10 protein-coding genes and 2 pseudogenes are annotated in these 15,742 nt (G+C 69.2%); 5 read left to right on the forward strand and 7 right to left on the reverse strand.

The features are described from left to right. The 4 genes and pseudogenes from ACFXI3_RS06230 to ACFXI3_RS06245 form a co-directional block, all read right to left on the reverse strand. Positions 1–429, reverse strand: a pseudogene (locus tag ACFXI3_RS06230) (hypothetical protein); the annotation flags it as partial. 167 nt (positions 430–596) lie between these two features. Beyond that, complete coding sequence (locus tag ACFXI3_RS06235; RefSeq protein WP_378398514.1) at positions 597–1,355, reverse strand: 2,3-dihydro-2,3-dihydroxybenzoate dehydrogenase; 759 nt, start codon at positions 1,353–1,355, stop codon at positions 597–599. Positions 1,356–1,589: 234 nt separating this feature from the next. Next, a pseudogene (locus tag ACFXI3_RS06240) lies at positions 1,590–1,748 on the reverse strand (SDR family NAD(P)-dependent oxidoreductase); the annotation flags it as partial. Between the two features lie 77 nt (positions 1,749–1,825). Then, positions 1,826–4,063, reverse strand: a complete 2,238-nt coding sequence (locus ACFXI3_RS06245; RefSeq protein ID WP_378398365.1) for a heavy metal translocating P-type ATPase — start codon at positions 4,061–4,063, stop codon at positions 1,826–1,828. A 188-nt stretch (positions 4,064–4,251) separates the two neighbouring features. Here ACFXI3_RS06245 and ACFXI3_RS06250 point away from each other — a divergent pair, with 188 nt between their 5' ends. Continuing rightward, positions 4,252–4,485 (forward strand): hypothetical protein, encoded by a 234-nt coding sequence (locus ACFXI3_RS06250; protein WP_116199915.1) that lies wholly within the window; start codon positions 4,252–4,254, stop codon positions 4,483–4,485. A 155-nt stretch (positions 4,486–4,640) separates the two neighbouring features. Here the strand turns inward: ACFXI3_RS06250 and ACFXI3_RS06255 are convergent, their stop codons facing one another. Then, positions 4,641–6,581, reverse strand: coding sequence for a cytochrome c oxidase assembly protein (locus ACFXI3_RS06255; protein WP_378398366.1), 1,941 nt, complete (start codon positions 6,579–6,581; stop codon positions 4,641–4,643). 832 nt (positions 6,582–7,413) lie between these two features. Then, positions 7,414–9,129, reverse strand: a complete 1,716-nt coding sequence (locus ACFXI3_RS06260) for a GMC family oxidoreductase N-terminal domain-containing protein (RefSeq protein ID WP_378398367.1) — start codon at positions 9,127–9,129, stop codon at positions 7,414–7,416. Between the two features lie 213 nt (positions 9,130–9,342). Here ACFXI3_RS06260 and ACFXI3_RS06265 point away from each other — a divergent pair, with 213 nt between their 5' ends. Genes ACFXI3_RS06265 through ACFXI3_RS06280 form a run of 4 tightly spaced genes read left to right on the forward strand, consistent with a single transcriptional unit; the run spans position 9,343 to position 14,595 of the window. Beyond that, positions 9,343–10,242: a diiron oxygenase gene (locus ACFXI3_RS06265; RefSeq protein WP_378398368.1), complete on the forward strand. Its 900-nt coding sequence runs from the start codon at positions 9,343–9,345 to the stop codon at positions 10,240–10,242. Then, positions 10,239–12,074 (forward strand): NAD(P)-binding domain-containing protein, encoded by a 1,836-nt coding sequence (locus ACFXI3_RS06270; protein WP_378398369.1) that lies wholly within the window; start codon positions 10,239–10,241, stop codon positions 12,072–12,074. Before ACFXI3_RS06265 ends, ACFXI3_RS06270 begins: the two co-directional genes overlap by 4 nt. Further along, a complete protein-coding gene (locus ACFXI3_RS06275; protein WP_378398371.1) occupies positions 12,067–12,888 on the forward strand; it encodes an SDR family NAD(P)-dependent oxidoreductase in 822 nt (273 codons plus the stop codon). The genes ACFXI3_RS06270 and ACFXI3_RS06275 overlap by 8 nt, the downstream gene beginning before the upstream one ends. Before the next feature lie 24 nt (positions 12,889–12,912). Beyond that, positions 12,913–14,595: an FAD-dependent oxidoreductase gene (locus ACFXI3_RS06280; protein WP_378398372.1), complete on the forward strand. Its 1,683-nt coding sequence runs from the start codon at positions 12,913–12,915 to the stop codon at positions 14,593–14,595. 12 nt (positions 14,596–14,607) lie between these two features. Here ACFXI3_RS06280 and ACFXI3_RS06285 read toward each other — a convergent pair whose 3' ends face one another. Then, positions 14,608–15,609 carry an AraC family transcriptional regulator gene (locus tag ACFXI3_RS06285; protein ID WP_378398373.1) on the reverse strand — a complete coding sequence of 334 codons (1,002 nt, stop codon included), beginning with the start codon at positions 15,607–15,609 and terminating at the stop codon, positions 14,608–14,610. Positions 15,610–15,742 lie beyond the last annotated feature (133 nt).

The raw sequence follows: 15,742 nt of genomic DNA on the forward strand, positions 1-15,742 counted from the left end.
ACCAGCCAGGTCCGCGCGACCGCCCACGCCCGAAACCCCACCAGCCAGGTCCGCGCGACCGCCCACGCCTGAATCCGCGCCAGCCAGCTCCCCGCGACCGGCCACACCTGAACCCCCGCCCGCCGCGTCGCCCGGCGCCGCAGCCCGGCGCACCACCGCGGGCACGATCAGGCTGCTCCCGGAATCCGGCCGAAACCCGATCGCTCCCACCACAACCGGATCGGCAACCCCCGCCAGCACAGCGGCTTCCAACGCCTCAGCAGCCGCCGCGGCCCGGTTGCCCGGCGTGCCTCGGACGCACGAGTGCACCCCGTCGGCAAGCAGCACCCCGCGGGCCGACGAGTAGTAGAACGACCCCGGCAAGTACGCGGCCAGGAGATCCGCCGCCCGGTGGACCGGCCGCGGACGGGCCGGAGCAGGTGAGGACACGAGGTGAATTCCCTTTCGCACACGCGCAGGCGGCCGAGCCGCCCCGTCCGTTCCTTGAGCAAGGTTCTTTGCGCAAGGTCCAGACCTTGACTGTTCGGTTAGCCTAACCTAATGGACACTAACGTATCCGGACGAAAAGGAAAAGCCGCCCGGAGGGTCGACCCGGGTCACGCGCGAAGCGTGGCCCCGCCGTCGACGTAGAGGTTCTGCATGGTGATGTGCCGCGCCCGGTCGGACGCGAGGAAGAGCACCGCGTCCGCGATATCGGCCGGGTCGGCGATCCGCCCGAGCGGAATCCCGACACGGAATTCCCCCGGATTCCCCGCGATCACCCGGGCTTCGCCGGAGTCGTCCGTCCACAGTAGACGTTGCATGTCGGTGTCCGTCGACCCCGGCGAGACGATATTGCACCGAATCCCCGACCCGGCGAGTTCCAGCCCGAGACAGCGGGTGAGCATGGTCGCCGCCGCCTTCGAAGCCGCATAAGCAGCCATCCCGGTCCGCGGGACACCAGCCGCGTTCGACCCCACAGTCACGAGCGCCCCGCTCCCCCGCGGCTGCATCCGCCGGGAGATCTCGCGCAGCACAGTGAAAACGCCGGTCGAGTTGACCGCGAAGGTCGCCGCCCAGTCCGCGTCTGTGGTCTCGCCGACCGTCCCGGGCCGCAACACCCCCGCGACAGACACACCGATCCCGATCGGGCCCAGCTCCCGTTCAACGTCCGCCACGACCCGCGCGACCGCCTGCGGATCCCCGACGTTCGCCACGAACGGCACCACCCGCCCGACTCCGCCGCCACGCGCCCTGCCATCCGAAGCAGCGCCGACGTCTACCCGACCCGACTCCGCCCCGAGGCCCAACGCGACGCCGCCAAGCGCCCCACCGTCCGAGACACTCCCGGCATCAACCCCACTCGACTCCGCCACGACGCCCGACGCGACGCCGCCGAACACCCCACCATCCGAGACGCCCCCGGCACGAGCCCTACCCGGCTCCGCCACGAAGCCCGACGCCACACCGTCAAGCGCCCCACCGTCCGAGCCGCTCCCGGCACCAGCCCCACTCGGCTCCGCCGCGAAGCCCGACGTGGCCCCGCCACTCGAACCGCCCCAGGTGTCAGCCCGAGCCGGCTCCGCGCCGTAGTCCCGCGCGGCGACCTCCCGCAACCCCTCCTCGTCAATGTCGACCGCGGCCACCACGGCGCCGGCGCGGGCGAGCGCCTCCACGACGGCCGCCCCGATCCCGCGCGCACCGCCGGTGACCAGCGCGACCCGCCCCTCGATCCCGGCTTCCGCGTCCCGCGTCACCGCGCACCTCACCCTCCGTCGCCGAATGATTAGGCAAACCTAACCTAATCGAGTGAGCGACGGCCAGGGTGATCCCGCCCACCTCCGGTTCAGCGGCCGGGCGCGAAATTCCGCAGCCGCAAGCTGTTGGCCACCACCAGCACCGACGACAGCGACATCGCGGCCCCCGCGATCAGCGGATTCAGCAGTCCGCACGCGGCGAGCGGTAATGCGGCCACGTTGTACCCGAACGCCCAGACGAGATTGCCGCGGATCGTGCGCAACGTCCGCTGAGCGAGACGGATCGCGTCCGGCAGCACCGACAGATCGTCACGGACCAGGATGATGTCGGCCGAACGCAAAGCCAAATCGGTACCCTCCGCGACGGCCAGCCCGAGATCAGCGGTCGCCAGCGCCGGAGCGTCGTTCACTCCGTCGCCGACCATCGCTACCCGATGTCCCTTGCGCTGCAACGCGGACACCGCCGCCGCCTTCTCGCTCGGCAAAACCCCGGCGAGCACCTCGGGAATCCCGACCTCCGCCGCGACCGCCTGCGCCGTCGCCTCGTTATCGCCGGTCAGCAGCACCGTCTTCAACCCCAGCCGATGCAACTGCGCGACCGCCGCCTGCGCCGACGGCTTCACCTCGTCCCGCACAACGAGCATGCCCGCGACCTCGCCGGCTTTCGCCACAAGCACGACCGTCGCCCCGCCAGCCTCCGCCGACACCACTTCGGCCTCGACCTCCGGGCCAACCGAAACCCCTTCGCCGACCAGCAACCTCGGCCTTCCGACCACTACCGCCGCACCCTCGACCACGCCGCGCGCACCCAGCCCCGGCAAGGCCTCGAACTCAGCGGCTGCTGGAAGAACCTCCGGCCCACCGGCGACAATCGCTGCTGCAATCGGGTGTTCCGACGATGCTTCCACCGCGGCGGCGAGACGCAGCACGTCCGCCGACGAGTACGACCCGAACGCCCTGATCTCGGCGAGAGTCATCCGCCCCTGAGTCACCGTGCCGGTCTTGTCCAGCACGACAGTGTCGACCGTGCGACTCGCCTCGAGCGCGTCCGGCCCCTTCACCAGAATCCCGAGCTGCGCACCCCGCCCGACGCCGACCATCAACGCCGTCGGGGTCGCCAGCCCCAGCGCACACGGGCACGCGATGATCAGCACGGACACCGCCGCCCCGAACGCGTCCCGCACCGGGTTCCCGGTGAGCAGCCACCCCGCCAGCGTGAGCACCGCGAGCGCCGAGACCACCGGGACGAACACCGCGCACACCCGGTCGGCCAGCCGCTGCACCGCCGCCTTCCGCTCCTGCGCCCGCTCGGCCAGCGCGCTCATCTGCGCCAGCTGCGACCGTGCCCCGACTGCCTCCGCACGCACGACCAGCCGGCCGTTCAGGTTGATGCTCCCGCCGATCACCCGGTTTCCCGGTCCGACCTCCGCCGGAACCGGTTCTCCCGTGATGGCACTGACATCCACTGTGGACAGACCGCTGTCGACAGTTCCGTCAGCGGCGACCTTCTCCCCCGGCCGCACCACGAACCGGTCGCCGACCACCAGTTCGCCGATTCCGACCAGCACTTCGCAGTCCGCGCGCAGAATCCGCACGTCCTTCGCCGCCAGCGCGTCCAGTGCGCCGAGCAGGTCCGCCGCACCTCGCCGGGACCGCGCCTCGAAGTACCTGCCAGCGAGCAAGAACGTCGTCACGCCTGCGGCGACATCGAGGTACACCGAATCCGCGCCCGGCGCGGTCGCGCCGAATCCGATCCAGTAGCCCGCCTCGGTGCCGGATCCGATCAGCACCGAAGCCGCCGACCACAGGTAAGAAGCCAGCACTCCCAAGGAAACGAGAGTGTCCATACTGGACGATCGGTGCCGCAGATTGCGCAGTGCGGCACGGTGGAACGGTGCCGCCGACCAGAACACCGCCGGCGTCGCGAGCAGCAGGCACACCAGCTCCCACAACGGGAATCGCAACGACGGCACGAGCGCGAGCGTGATCGACAGGTTTCCGAGCGGGACCGCCAGCACCGCGGCGACGATCAGCCGGCGGCGCAGATCGCGCACCCGCGCGTCGCGGTTTTCCGGAGTCGTTTCGCCGCGGACAGTCGCGGTGTAGCCCGCCCGCTCGATCGTCGCGATCAGCGAGGCGGGGTCAAGGTCAGGCGGATAGTGGACGGTCGCGCGTTCGGTCGCATAGTTCACCGTGGCGCGGACGCCGTCGAGCTTGCCGAGGGAACGCTCGACGCGCGCCGCGCAAGCGGCACAGGTCATCCCGCCGACGGCAAGATCGAGGTGACGGGTCGGGGTCGCCGCGGGGGCGGCGGTGTGCGTAGACATGGTTCTCCGGTTCCAGGACGGGCACTAAGGCGGTGGCAGTGCCGACGCCGGAAGGCGGACTGATTTCCATAGTACGCCTGGTTTTCCGTCGCCACTCCTTCGGGTGACTTGGGAACCTTTCGGCCCTCCCCGACGACTATCCAGATGGTGGCAGTGCCCGACCCGACCCCGATCAGACAGGAGCGAAGATGTCCGAAACCTTTGCCGCATCAGGAGATCTGCGGCATGTGACCACGTTCTGCGGCAACTGCGACTGCGGCTGCCCGGAGCTGTTCCTCGACGATGCCGCCCCGCCGGAACGTCGCGTCGTCCTGACCGACGACTTCGGGCAGCGTGTGCAGATGAGCTTGGCACAGCTGAAAGTTCTCGTCGCGGACGTCAAGGACGGAGCCTTGGACAAGGTGGTGACAGCCGTGGTTTAGCGACGGAATCGGTGTGATGCACCGAGATCGCGGCTTCCCAAGGTGGGACGCGTGATTGGCGGGCTGCCAGATTTCAGTGTGCGGCGGGCCGATGCCGGTCGAGCGGAACCAGGAGTGACCGAACCTGATTCGCCCAGGCAGGCATCGAGCCTCGGCTACTGCCTTCTGGCCGCCAGGTCGGCGAGCATCGCGTTGTAGGCGGCGAAATCGTCGTCGTCGCCTTGGTCGAAGCGACGGTCCAGCCGTGCGGCTTCGCGGTCGTCGTGGCGGCCCCACTGCACCAGCAGCGCCACGACGACCACGATCATCGGGATTTCCCCGGTGGCCCAGGCGATGCCGCCGCCAAGGCGTTGATCAGAGAGGAGGTCGGGCATCCACGGAAGGGACAAGTAGCGGTAGAACGTCTCGGCGATCACCGTCTGCTTGTTCATCAGGATGACGCCGAAGAAGGCGTGGAACGGCATCACCGCGAACATCATGCCGAGCCGCGCGAGATGCGGCAGCGAGCGCGGCGGGCGGTCGACGCCGATCACCAGCCAGAAGAAAACGTAGCCGGACACGAGGAAATGGAGGTTCATCAGCTGGTGCGCCCAGTGGTAGCGCATCGCCTCGCCGAACAGGCCCGAGAAGTACAGCGCGTAGTACGAGCCGACGAACACCACCGACGCCACCAGCGGGTGCGCGACCAGGCGCGTGAACCGCGAGTGCAGCAGCGCCACCAGCCACTCGCGCGGACCGTCCGGTCGCTTGCCCGCCACTGGCAAGGCGCGTAGCGCAAGGGCCACCGGGCCGCCGAGCACGAGCAGGACCGGGGCGAGCATGGCCAGCGTCATGTGGATGACAATGTGCAGGCTGAAGGTTCCGGACGAGTACTTGCCCAGGCCGGACGACGTCGCGATCAGCACCGTCGCCCAGCCGCAGGTCCACGCCCAGAACCGGCCACGGGGCCAGTCGTCCCCGCGAATGCGCAGACGGCGTGCCCCGACCGCGTAGGCCACGACGGCGAGCACTGCCACGACACCGAGCAGCAAGTCCGGACGCCAATCGAGGAAGAGCCGGGCGAACGTCGGAGGGTCAGGCAGGTCGTAGCCGAGCACGGTCTCGCCGACGGTCGCCGGATCGTCCACGAACGCCGGCGGCACCAGGTGCGCCAGCCCGGCAGAGACGCCCATAGCCCCAGCCAGCACTACGACCTCAACCACGAGAGCCGCTTTCCCGCCGTCCCACCGACGGCGCGTGACGGCGATCAGCACCGCCAACGCCACCGTGATCACGACCTTCACTCCGAGGAGAGAGCCATAGCCATTAGACAATCCAGCCGGACGGGCGAGTGCGAGACCGTCGACTATTCCGGAGGCGGCTAGGACGACGAGACAGCAGGTCGCCAACCGTCGGTACCGACGCAGCGCGACTTCTCGTGCCGAGCCCGAACCGCGGACGTGGAGCAGCAGCGCAACCAGGGTGCCAGTCCACAGTGCTGCCGCGATCACGTGCCACACCAGGGCATTCGTGGCCAGGTCGTGCCACGCGCCAATGGAAACATGCCCGGCGATCGCCCGCGGCAGCAACCCGACGACGGCGAGGCCCAGCCACCACACCGTGGTGCGCCAGGTCAGCGTGCGCCAGACGCCGATCGCTACGGTCGTCGCTACCGCCAGGACGCAGAGCCAGGCTTTGGGTTCCTCCATGGCGTCCACGAGGACGGCGAGGTCCGCCAGGCGCCAGGCCTCGGAAACCGGCCGCCCGGACGCGTCCGCGGCGTCGAACGGCACCAGCACCGCGGCAGCGAGCGCCCAGACGACCGCGGCACCCGCTGCGGTGCGGGTCGCCGCGTAGCCGTCCGGGGAGAGCCGTCCCGATTCGCCTGGCGGGCTCAGGAACGCCGCGAACGCAAGCCCGCCGACGCAGACCACACCGGCCGCGTCGGCGATCAACCGGAGCAAGGAGGTGCCAAAGGACGTCAACGGGCCGGGAGCCGGGTTGCCGACAGCGGCATAGACATCGCCCGCCGCGGCGACCACCGCCACGACGGCGACCGCGGCGAACCCCGCGGCGGCAAGCAAACCCCGCCGGTGCGGGGCCGGAATAGTGCGCACAGCAGAGTGGTCGGGCGGAGACGACCGGGAGTTCCCGCGATCTGGATCACGGTCGAGATCCCGGCGGTCGCCAGCGGGCTGCGGCTGGTTCAGTCCGCACTGGAGCATTCCGTCAGGCACCAGCGGACTGCGCGAACGACACCCCAGGCTCAGACCGAGCTGAAGCACTCCACGAGGCACCAGCGGACTGCGGGAGACAGCCCCTGGTTGAGACCGCGCTGGAGCATTCCGCCAGGCACCAACGGACTGCGCGAACGACAGCCCCTGGTTGAGACCACATTGGAGCATTCCGCCAGGCACCGACGGGCTACTGGAACGACGCCCCTGGTTCAGACCGCGCTGAAGCACGCCACCAGACACCAACGGACCACGCGAACAACACTCCAAGCTGAGACCGAGCTGAAGCACTCCACTAGGCACCAGCGGACTGCGGGAACGACACCCCAGCCTCAGACCACACAGAAACACGCCACCAGACACCAACGGACCACGCGAACAACACCCCAGCCTCAGACCACACAGAAGCACTCCGCCGGTCAAGGCGTACGCGCCGCGGACTGTCGGCAAAGGACCTTTGCCGACAGTCCACCCCAGCCGCCAGCCGGAGGGGGCTGGCCGTGTGACACCCGACCAGCCAGGAGATCCTGCATTCCCTGGTTCGGGAAGCACCTGTGCTCGGCCTGCCCCTCGGCGCTGACGTGGCTCCACGGCCATCGAGGCCTTGAGCCGCTGGTTGCCACCGGCTGGCTCGCTGTCCGTCTGGACGACGGCGGAAGGCAGCGAAAGGCAACGGACAGCTATGGCCTCGCGTCCAGCGGCGGGCGGCACCGGCTCAGCCGCCGTGGTCTGGTCCGGACACGGTGTGGATCGGCAGCAGAGTCAGCGCCGCTGGTGCGTCGGCGGGGACGGCGGGAGTTTTCGGTGCCACGGGTGCGATCCGGACGTAGCCGCGGCCCTGGTCTGGTCTCGGGTCGGTGTCGCCCTTGTTCGGCCAGAGGGCGGCGGCGCGCTCGGCTTGGGCGGTGATCGTGAGCGACGGGTTGACGCCGAGGTTGGCGGAGACAGCGGCACCGTCGACCACGCTGAGGGTCGGGTAGCCGAACACGCGGTGGTAGGCGTCGATGACGCCGTGCTCGCGGTCCGCGCCGATGGTCGCGCCGCCTAGGAAGTGCGCGGTGGTGGGGATGTTGACCAGTTCGCCCCAGGAACCTCGTGCGTCGCCGTCGAGTTCGGTGGCTACGCGGCGGGTGAAGTCGTTGCCTTCTGGAATCCAGGTCGGATTCGGTTCGCCGTGGCCCTGTTTGGAGGTCATTCTGCGGCCGCCGAACAGGGTGCGCCTGGTGTAAGTGGTGAGCGAGTTGTCGCGATGTTGCATCACCAGGGTGACGATGGAACGTTCGCTCATCCGGCGCACGTTCAGCGCGCGCACCAGCCGCATCGGCCGGATCAGCACTGTGAGCAGGAATTTCAGCCAGCGCGGGAGAGTGCCGCCGCCGTCGACCATCACGGTTTGCAGCAGGCCCAGGAAGTTCGAACCCTTGCCGAACCGGACCGGTTCCAGGTGGGTGTCGGGGGTCGGGTGCAGTGACGAGGTGATCGCCACGCCCCGGCACAGGTCGCGGGCTGGGTCGATCTTCTTGCCGACGGCGGCGACCACGGCTTCCGAGTTGGTGCGGGTGAGTTCGCCCAGCCGGTCCGACAGGTTCGGCAGCACGCCTCGATCACGCATGGCGTGCAACAGTTTCTGCGTACCCATCGTGCCGGCGGCGAGCACGACGTGCCGCGCGGTGAGGGTCGTGCGGTGCTTGCGTGTCCAGGCGCCGCTGCGTTCGGTGGTGACCGACCAGGAGCTGTCGGGCAGTTGCCGGAATTCGGTGACCGTGGTCATCGGCAGGATTTGCGCGCCGGCTTTTTCGGCCAGGTACAGATAGTTTTTGACCAGGGTGTTCTTGGCGCCGACCTTGCAGCCGGCCATGCAGTCGCCGCATTCGGTGCAGCCGGTGCGGTCGGGGCCGGCGCCGCCGAAGTAGGGATCGGCGACGGTTTCGCCTGGCTCGCCGAAATAGACGCCGACCGGGGTCCGCACGAAGGTGTCGCCGAAGCCCAGGGTGTCGGCGACCCGGCGGAAAACCTCGTCGGCGGGCGTAACACGAGGGTTCTGGACCACGCCGAGCATCTTCTGCGCCTGCCGGTAAAAGGGCGCTAGTTCGGCCTGCCAATCGGTGATGTCGCGCCACTGCGGGTCCCGAAAGAACGGTTCCGGCGGCACGTAAAGAGTGTTGGCGTAGTTCAGCGAACCCCCGCCGACGCCCGCGCCGCCGGCGATGAGCGCGTCGCGGATCAGGTGGATGCGCTGGATGCCGTAACAGCCGAGCTTGGGAGCCCACAGAAAGGTGCGCAGCCGCCAATTCGTCGCGGGAAGCTCCTCGTCGGCGAAACGGCGACCGGCTTCGACGACGCCCACCGAATAGCCCTTCTCCGCGAGGCGCAGCGCGGTGACACTGCCACCGAAACCAGACCCGATGATCAGGACGTCGAAGTCGGTCATCGAGGTCTCCTGTGCTCGGCAGGCGTCCGCGGACGAGGTGACGGTAGGGCCGGAGAACGGCCGCGCCCAGGACCGGCCCGAGCGTCCGGGGGGACCGAAACGAGCGGCCGGAACCGGAGGACACGATGATGGACGAATAAGCAAAAAGTGTCTAGCCTTCTACTCCGGTGCCAGCGGAAAGCCGCGCTCCCCAGCCCGGGTCAGGAGGACGACATGACGACGCCGTCACGCCGGACAACTCGCGATCAAGTCGCCGCGCGCTTGCTCGGCGGTTCGATCCGGCGATCGCACAACTCGCTGGTCGAGATCGACTGGGACGCGCCCCAGGATCCCGACCTCTTCTACATGCCGCCGGAGACGATCAGCCTCTACGGAACGCCGCTGTGGGAGGAGATGTCCCATCGCGAGCGGGTGGAGCTCTCGCGGCAGGAGGTCGCCAACACGTTCAGCCGCGCGGTGTGGTTCGAGAACACGCTCAACCAGGGCCTGCTGCGGACGATGCTCTATCAGGACCCCACCTCGCCGCACGTGCACTACGCCCTGACCGAACTGGGCGACGAGACCCGGCACATGGTGATGTTCGGCAAGATGGTCAGCGCGATCGGCGCCGAGCCCTACCGGTTGTCCCGCCTGCAAGTCCTGGCCGTCCAGGCGATGCCGTTCCTGTATCGCGGCCTGATGCTCTACGTCGCGGCGCTGTGCGGCGAGGAAGTCATCGACGACGTGCAGCGCAAATACCTCGCCCACCCGGGACTGCAGCCGATCGTGGCCCAGACCATGCGCATTCACATCGCCGAGGAAGCCCGCCACATCCGCTTCGCCCGCGAAGGCGTGCGCCGGCGCATGCAGACCGCGCCTTGGTGGTCACGGACCTTCTGCGCGACCGCGAACGGCGCCGCCGCCTTCATCCTCGACAAGATGTTCAATGACAAGCGCGCGTACGAACGCTGCGGGCTGCCGGTCAGGGAAGCGGTTCGCCAGGCCAAGGCCAACGAGTACAACCGGGCCGGCCGCCGGGCCGCGTTCGCCGACTTCCGGGAATTCCTGGAGGACAACAACCTGCTCAACGTCGTGTCCCGGGCCGCGTGGCGCCGATACGGATTCCTCGCGTGAGCGCGCCGGAAGCGCCCGTCTTCGAAGTCCTGGTCATCGGCACCGGGTTCGGTGGCCTCTGCGCCGCCGTGAAACTTCGCGAGGCGGGCATCGACAACTTCGTGGTGCTCGAGAAGGCCGACGACGTGGGCGGGACGTGGCGCGAGAACACCTATCCCGGCGCGGCCTGCGACGTGATGTCGTTGATGTACTCGTTCTCGTTCGCGCCGAATCCGGACTGGACACGGGGATACGCCCAGCAGCCCGAGATTCTCGGCTATCTGCGCGGCGTCGCCGATTCGTACGATCTGCGCCGCAGCATCGTCTTCGGCGCGGAAGTGGTCTCGCAGATTTTCGACGACGACACCGACACCTGGACAGTGCGGACCGCCAGCCGCGGCACCTTCACCGCCCGGTCCATCATTTCGGGCACCGGACCGCTGCACATTCCCAGCGTGCCTGACCTGCCGGGCGTCGGGCGTTTCGCGGGCACCGCCTTCCATTCCTCGCAGTGGGACCACGATTTCGACTTCGCGGGCAAGCGGGTCGCCGTCATCGGCACCGGCGCCAGCGCGGTGCAGTTCATCCCCGAGGTCGCCAAGCAGGCCGGGCATTTGTCGGTGTTCCAGCGCACCCCCAACTGGTGCCTGCCCAAATTCGACCGTTCCATCGGGATCGTCGAGCGGGCGGCTTACCGGGCGGTTCCGGGCCTGCGCCGGTTGGTGCGCGCCGGAATCTATTTCAGTCACGAGGCGGCGACCGCGGCGTTCCTGAACCCGAAGTACATGCCGATCCTGCGCCGGGTCGCGCAGTGGCATCTGGACCGCCAGGTCCCCGACCCGGCGTTGCGCGCCAAACTTCAGCCCGACTACGAGATGGGCTGCAAGCGCATCGTCATGGACAACGGCTACTTTCCGGCTCTGCAGCGGGACAATGTGGACCTGGTGACCGAGCCGATCCGGGAGGTCGCCGAAGACGGGGTCATCAGCGCGGACGGATCGCGTCATCCGGTCGACGCGATCGTGTACGGCACCGGATTCAAAGTGACCGACGCGGCCGCCGACCTGGTGCTGACCGGCCGGAACGGGCGCACCATCCAGGACCTGTGGGCGGACGGGCCCGAAGGCTATCTGGGAGTCGCCGCCCATGGGCTGCCGAACTACTTCACCCTGGTCGGACCGAATACCGGCGTCGGCAACCAGTCGATCGTCTTCATCATCGAGGCCCAGGTCCGCTACATCGTGCAGCTGCTCGCCGCGATGAACCGCCGCGAGCACACCCGGGTCGAGGTCAAGGCGCACGTGCAGGCGCAGTTCAACCGGCAGCTGCAACGCAAGTCCGAAGGCACGGTCTGGACCGCGGGCGGGTGCAGCAGCTGGTATCTGGACGCCAACGGCGTCAACCGGGCCATCTGGCCGGAAACCACGCTGGCCTACTGGAAACGCACCCGCACCGCCAACCTCGGCGACTTCGAGTTCAGCCGGCTCGACGACCGGGAAGAAGACGAGGACTACTCCGGCCCGGCCGAGCTGATCGCCCAGGACGGAACCCGCCACCCGGTGCAGGTCCACGTGCAGGCGACTTACGAGCCGGTGGAGAACACGATCCGCTGGTACGGCCGGGTCGCGCCGTCGCCGCGGCTGGCAGAGCTGCACGTGCGCAACAACTTGCCGGTCCAGCTGCGCATCGAGGACAACGAGCCGGTCGACGGCCTGCTCGTCGACGTCGACCCGTGGGGCGGCTCGCGGATCCACGGTCGCGGGGCGTACCCGTACCCGCCGCCGATGGACGCCGAACTCGACCTGCTGTTCAACCTTCCCAGCCCCGCCGAGCACGGAGACCCTGATGCGTGATTATCGTGGCCGCGTCGTCGCCATCACGGGTGCTGGCAGCGGCATCGGCCGGGCGCTGGCCTGCCGGCTGGCTTACCAGGGCGCCCGGCTGGCCCTGTCCGACATCAACGCCGACGCGGTCGCCGAGACCGCGCGGGAATGCCAGCTCCGCCGCGCGGCCGACGTCGAGCACTTCGCGCTCGACGTGTCCGATCGAGACGCGGTCTACGCGCACGCCGACGCCGTCGCCAACCGCTTCGGCGCGGTGCATCTGGTGATCAACAACGCCGGCGTGGCGGTGCACGCCGGGGTGCGGGCGATGACCGACGAGGACATGGCCTGGATCATGGGCATCAACTTCTGGGGCGTGGTGCACGGAACCCGCGCGTTCCTGCCGCACCTGATCGCCTCCGGCTCGGGTCAGGTGGCGAACGTGTCGTCGGTGTTCGGGCTGATCTCGGCGCCGAAGGACTCGGCGTACAACGCGTCCAAGTTCGCGGTCCGGGGATTCACCGAGTCGATCCGGCAGGAACTGCGGATCGAACGGCAGCCCGTGTCCGTCAGCTGCGTCCACCCCGGCGGGATCAAAACCGCGATCGCCCGCACCGCGCGAGTCGGCGACGGCGACGACCAGGCGGCGGTGGCGGCGTTGTTCGACCGGGTCTCCCTCACCACGCCCGATTCCGCCGCGCGCACCATCATCGCCGGGCTGCGGCGCGACCGGGCCCGCATTCTCGTCGGCCCCGACGCCTGGGCGATCGCGGCCCTGCCCCGGCTGCTCGGCGCGCGTTATTCCTTCGCTGTCGAGAAAGCCGCTCGCCTGCTCTCGGTGTGACTCCCTTCCCCGGCAAGGATTGACATGGCCTACGTCATCACCCAGAACTGCTGCAACGACGCGTCGTGCCTGGCGGCTTGCCCGATCGGCTGCATCCACCCGGCCCCCGGCGAGCCGGGATTCGCGACCGCGGAAATGCTCTACATCGATCCGGACACGTGCATCGACTGCGGCGCCTGCGCGGACCGGTGCCCGGTCGACGCGATCAAAGCCGACACCGCGCTGACCCCGGAGCAGTCGCCCTACGCGGAGATGAACGCGGCTTATTACGCCGACAACCCGGTCGAGCCGGGCTGGCGCTACCAGGTGCCGCCGCCTTATGTCACCCTCGGCCGGGAGCCGCTGCGCGTCGCGATCGTCGGGGCCGGTCCGGCCGCGTGGTACTGCGCGAAGGAACTGCTTGCCCAGCCGGACGTCCGCATCGCGATGTTCGATCGGCTGCCGACCCCGTTCGGACTCGTCCGGCACGGCGTCGCGCCCGATCATCCGGCGACCAAGCAGGTGGTCGGCCAGTTCCGGTTCGACCGCGAGCAGTCCGAGCGGTTCGCGCTGTTCCTCAACGTCGAGGTCGGCACGCAGGTGAGCCACGCCGAGCTGATGCGCCATCACCACGCGGTCGTCTACGCCTACGGAGCCTCGGCCGACCGCCGGTTGGGCATCGCCGGCGAGGAGCTGCCCGGTTCGGTGGCCGCGACGCGCTTCGTCGCTTGGTACAACGGGCATCCTGACCACTCGTCGCTCGATCCGGACCTGACGGGACGGCGCGCGGTGATCGTCGGCAACGGCAACGTCGCACTCGACATGGCCCGGTTGCTGGTGACCGAACCGGACCAGCTGGCGACCACCGACATGGCCGACCACGCTCTGGAAACGTTGCGACGCAGCACTATCGAGGAGGTAGTGATCCTCGGCCGCCGGGGTGCCGCCGATGCCGCGTTCACGACGCCTGAGCTGCTCGCGTTGACCCAGCTGCGCGGTGTAGACGTCGTCGTCGACTCGCCGCAGCCGGTCGGGGAAATCGCCGCCGACGACGAAACCACGCGGCAAAAGCTGAAACTGCTGGCCGGTCTGCCTGCCGCCCAGCAGCCGCGCGAACCGGGGCGCAAGCGGATTGTGTTTCGTTTCAACACTGTTCCGGTGGAGATCGTCGGTGACGAGCGCGTCGAGGGTGTCGTGGTCGCCGCGACCGAAGTCCGTGTCGACGCCGACGGAACTCGCCGCGCCGTCGCCGGCGACCGCACCGAGACTCTGGAGACCGGCCTGGTCATCCGTTCGATCGGGTTCCAGGGCACCGAATTGCCCGGCGTTCCCTTCGACGCGGCCACCGGCACGGTGCCCAACCGGGCGGGCCGGGTCGTCGACGGCACGAGCGTGCTGCCCGGCGTGTACGCCAGCGGCTGGATCAAGCGCGGCCCCTCGGGTGTCATCGGCACGAATCGCTTGTGTGCACAGGAAACGGTCGCGAATCTGCTGGAGGACTTCGTCGCGGACCGGCTGACCGCGCCTCAGGCCGGGGAAAAAGAGCTGGCGCGCCTGGTTCGCGGACGGCAGCCCGAGGTCGTCGACAGCCGAGGCTGGGCGGAGATCGACGCCGCGGAACGCGCGGCCGCGGCGGTCGGCCGTCCGCGCCGCAAACTGGTCGACCGTTCCTCGATGCTCTCCGCGGCCCGCCCGCGCCGCCTCAGACTGCTGCCCCGCTCTCGCTGACCGCCGCGCGAGTCACTCCGCCCGGCCGGTGCGGTAGTCGATCGGCGCGCTGCCGGTCCATCGGTGAAACGCCCGGCGGAACGCACTGGGCTCGGAATAGCCCAGGCGCACGGCGATGTCCGCGATCGGCTCGGAGCCGTGGACCAGAGCGGTGACCGCGCGGTCGCGAAGGATCTCCTCCTGGATCCGGCGCTGTGCCGTCCCTTCGGCGCGCAGCAGCCGCCGCATGTGCGGGGCGCTGATCGACAGCCGCCGGGCCAGTTCGTCGGCGGCGAGCCACGGCCCGTCCGGGTTTCGCTCCAGGATCGTGCGGACACGTGCCGCGGCGGTAGCCAATTGTTCCTGCGTGTAGAACAGCGCGCCCGGTGCGTCGCGCAGGAGCTGCTTGAGATCGGCCTCGTCCCGGATCACCGGTGCGGGCAGCAGCGAAGCGTCGAAGGACGCGGCGATCCGCGCCGCGCGGAACGTCGGCTGCGCACCGAAAATCAGCGCGTACTCGGCGCCAAGGTGCTCCGCGTCGAACGGGAATTCGAGGGACCGCAGCGTGATCGGCGCTCCGATCAACCAGCCCGCGAACCGTTGCATGCCACCGACCATCGAAAACGCCACGAACGGATCGATGCGGGCGCCCGGGGGCAGGTCGCTGCTGAGGGTGACGACGCCGGCGTCGTCGGTTCGCAGCGTCCACGCGATGCCCGTGCTCACCGTGGACAGCTCCAGCATGCGAGCCAGCGCGGTGCGCAGATCGCGGGTGTGGATGATCGTCAGGCCGGCCAGCCGCAACGTCCCGCGAGGCATCGGCCGCGGCCCCAGGCCCAGCAATTCGTCGTCGGTGTCCGCCCACAAGGCCCGCACCACGCGGGTCGCCTGCTCCGGGGTCATCCGCGCCCGGTCCTCGGCATACAGCTGCCAGTCCAGGCCCGCGCTGCGCAACGCGTGCTGTACATCGATGCCGCGCTTCACCAGCGACTCGACCGTCGCCCGGAAAAACCGCATCGGAATCGTGTACGCCACCTGGCTCCTTCAGCGTCGGAGGTTCGGACCGAACTGTACCTGCGCCGAGGATCGTTTCGGTCCCCCAAGAAGCCCGTCGCGGTCCTCGGTTCGAGCCGGCCGGGCTCCTAGCGTCGAAACCGCCGCCGGAACG

This window comes from Amycolatopsis sp. NPDC059235, assembly GCF_042754125.1.
GTDB lineage: Bacteria > Actinomycetota > Actinomycetes > Mycobacteriales > Pseudonocardiaceae > Amycolatopsis > Amycolatopsis albidoflava.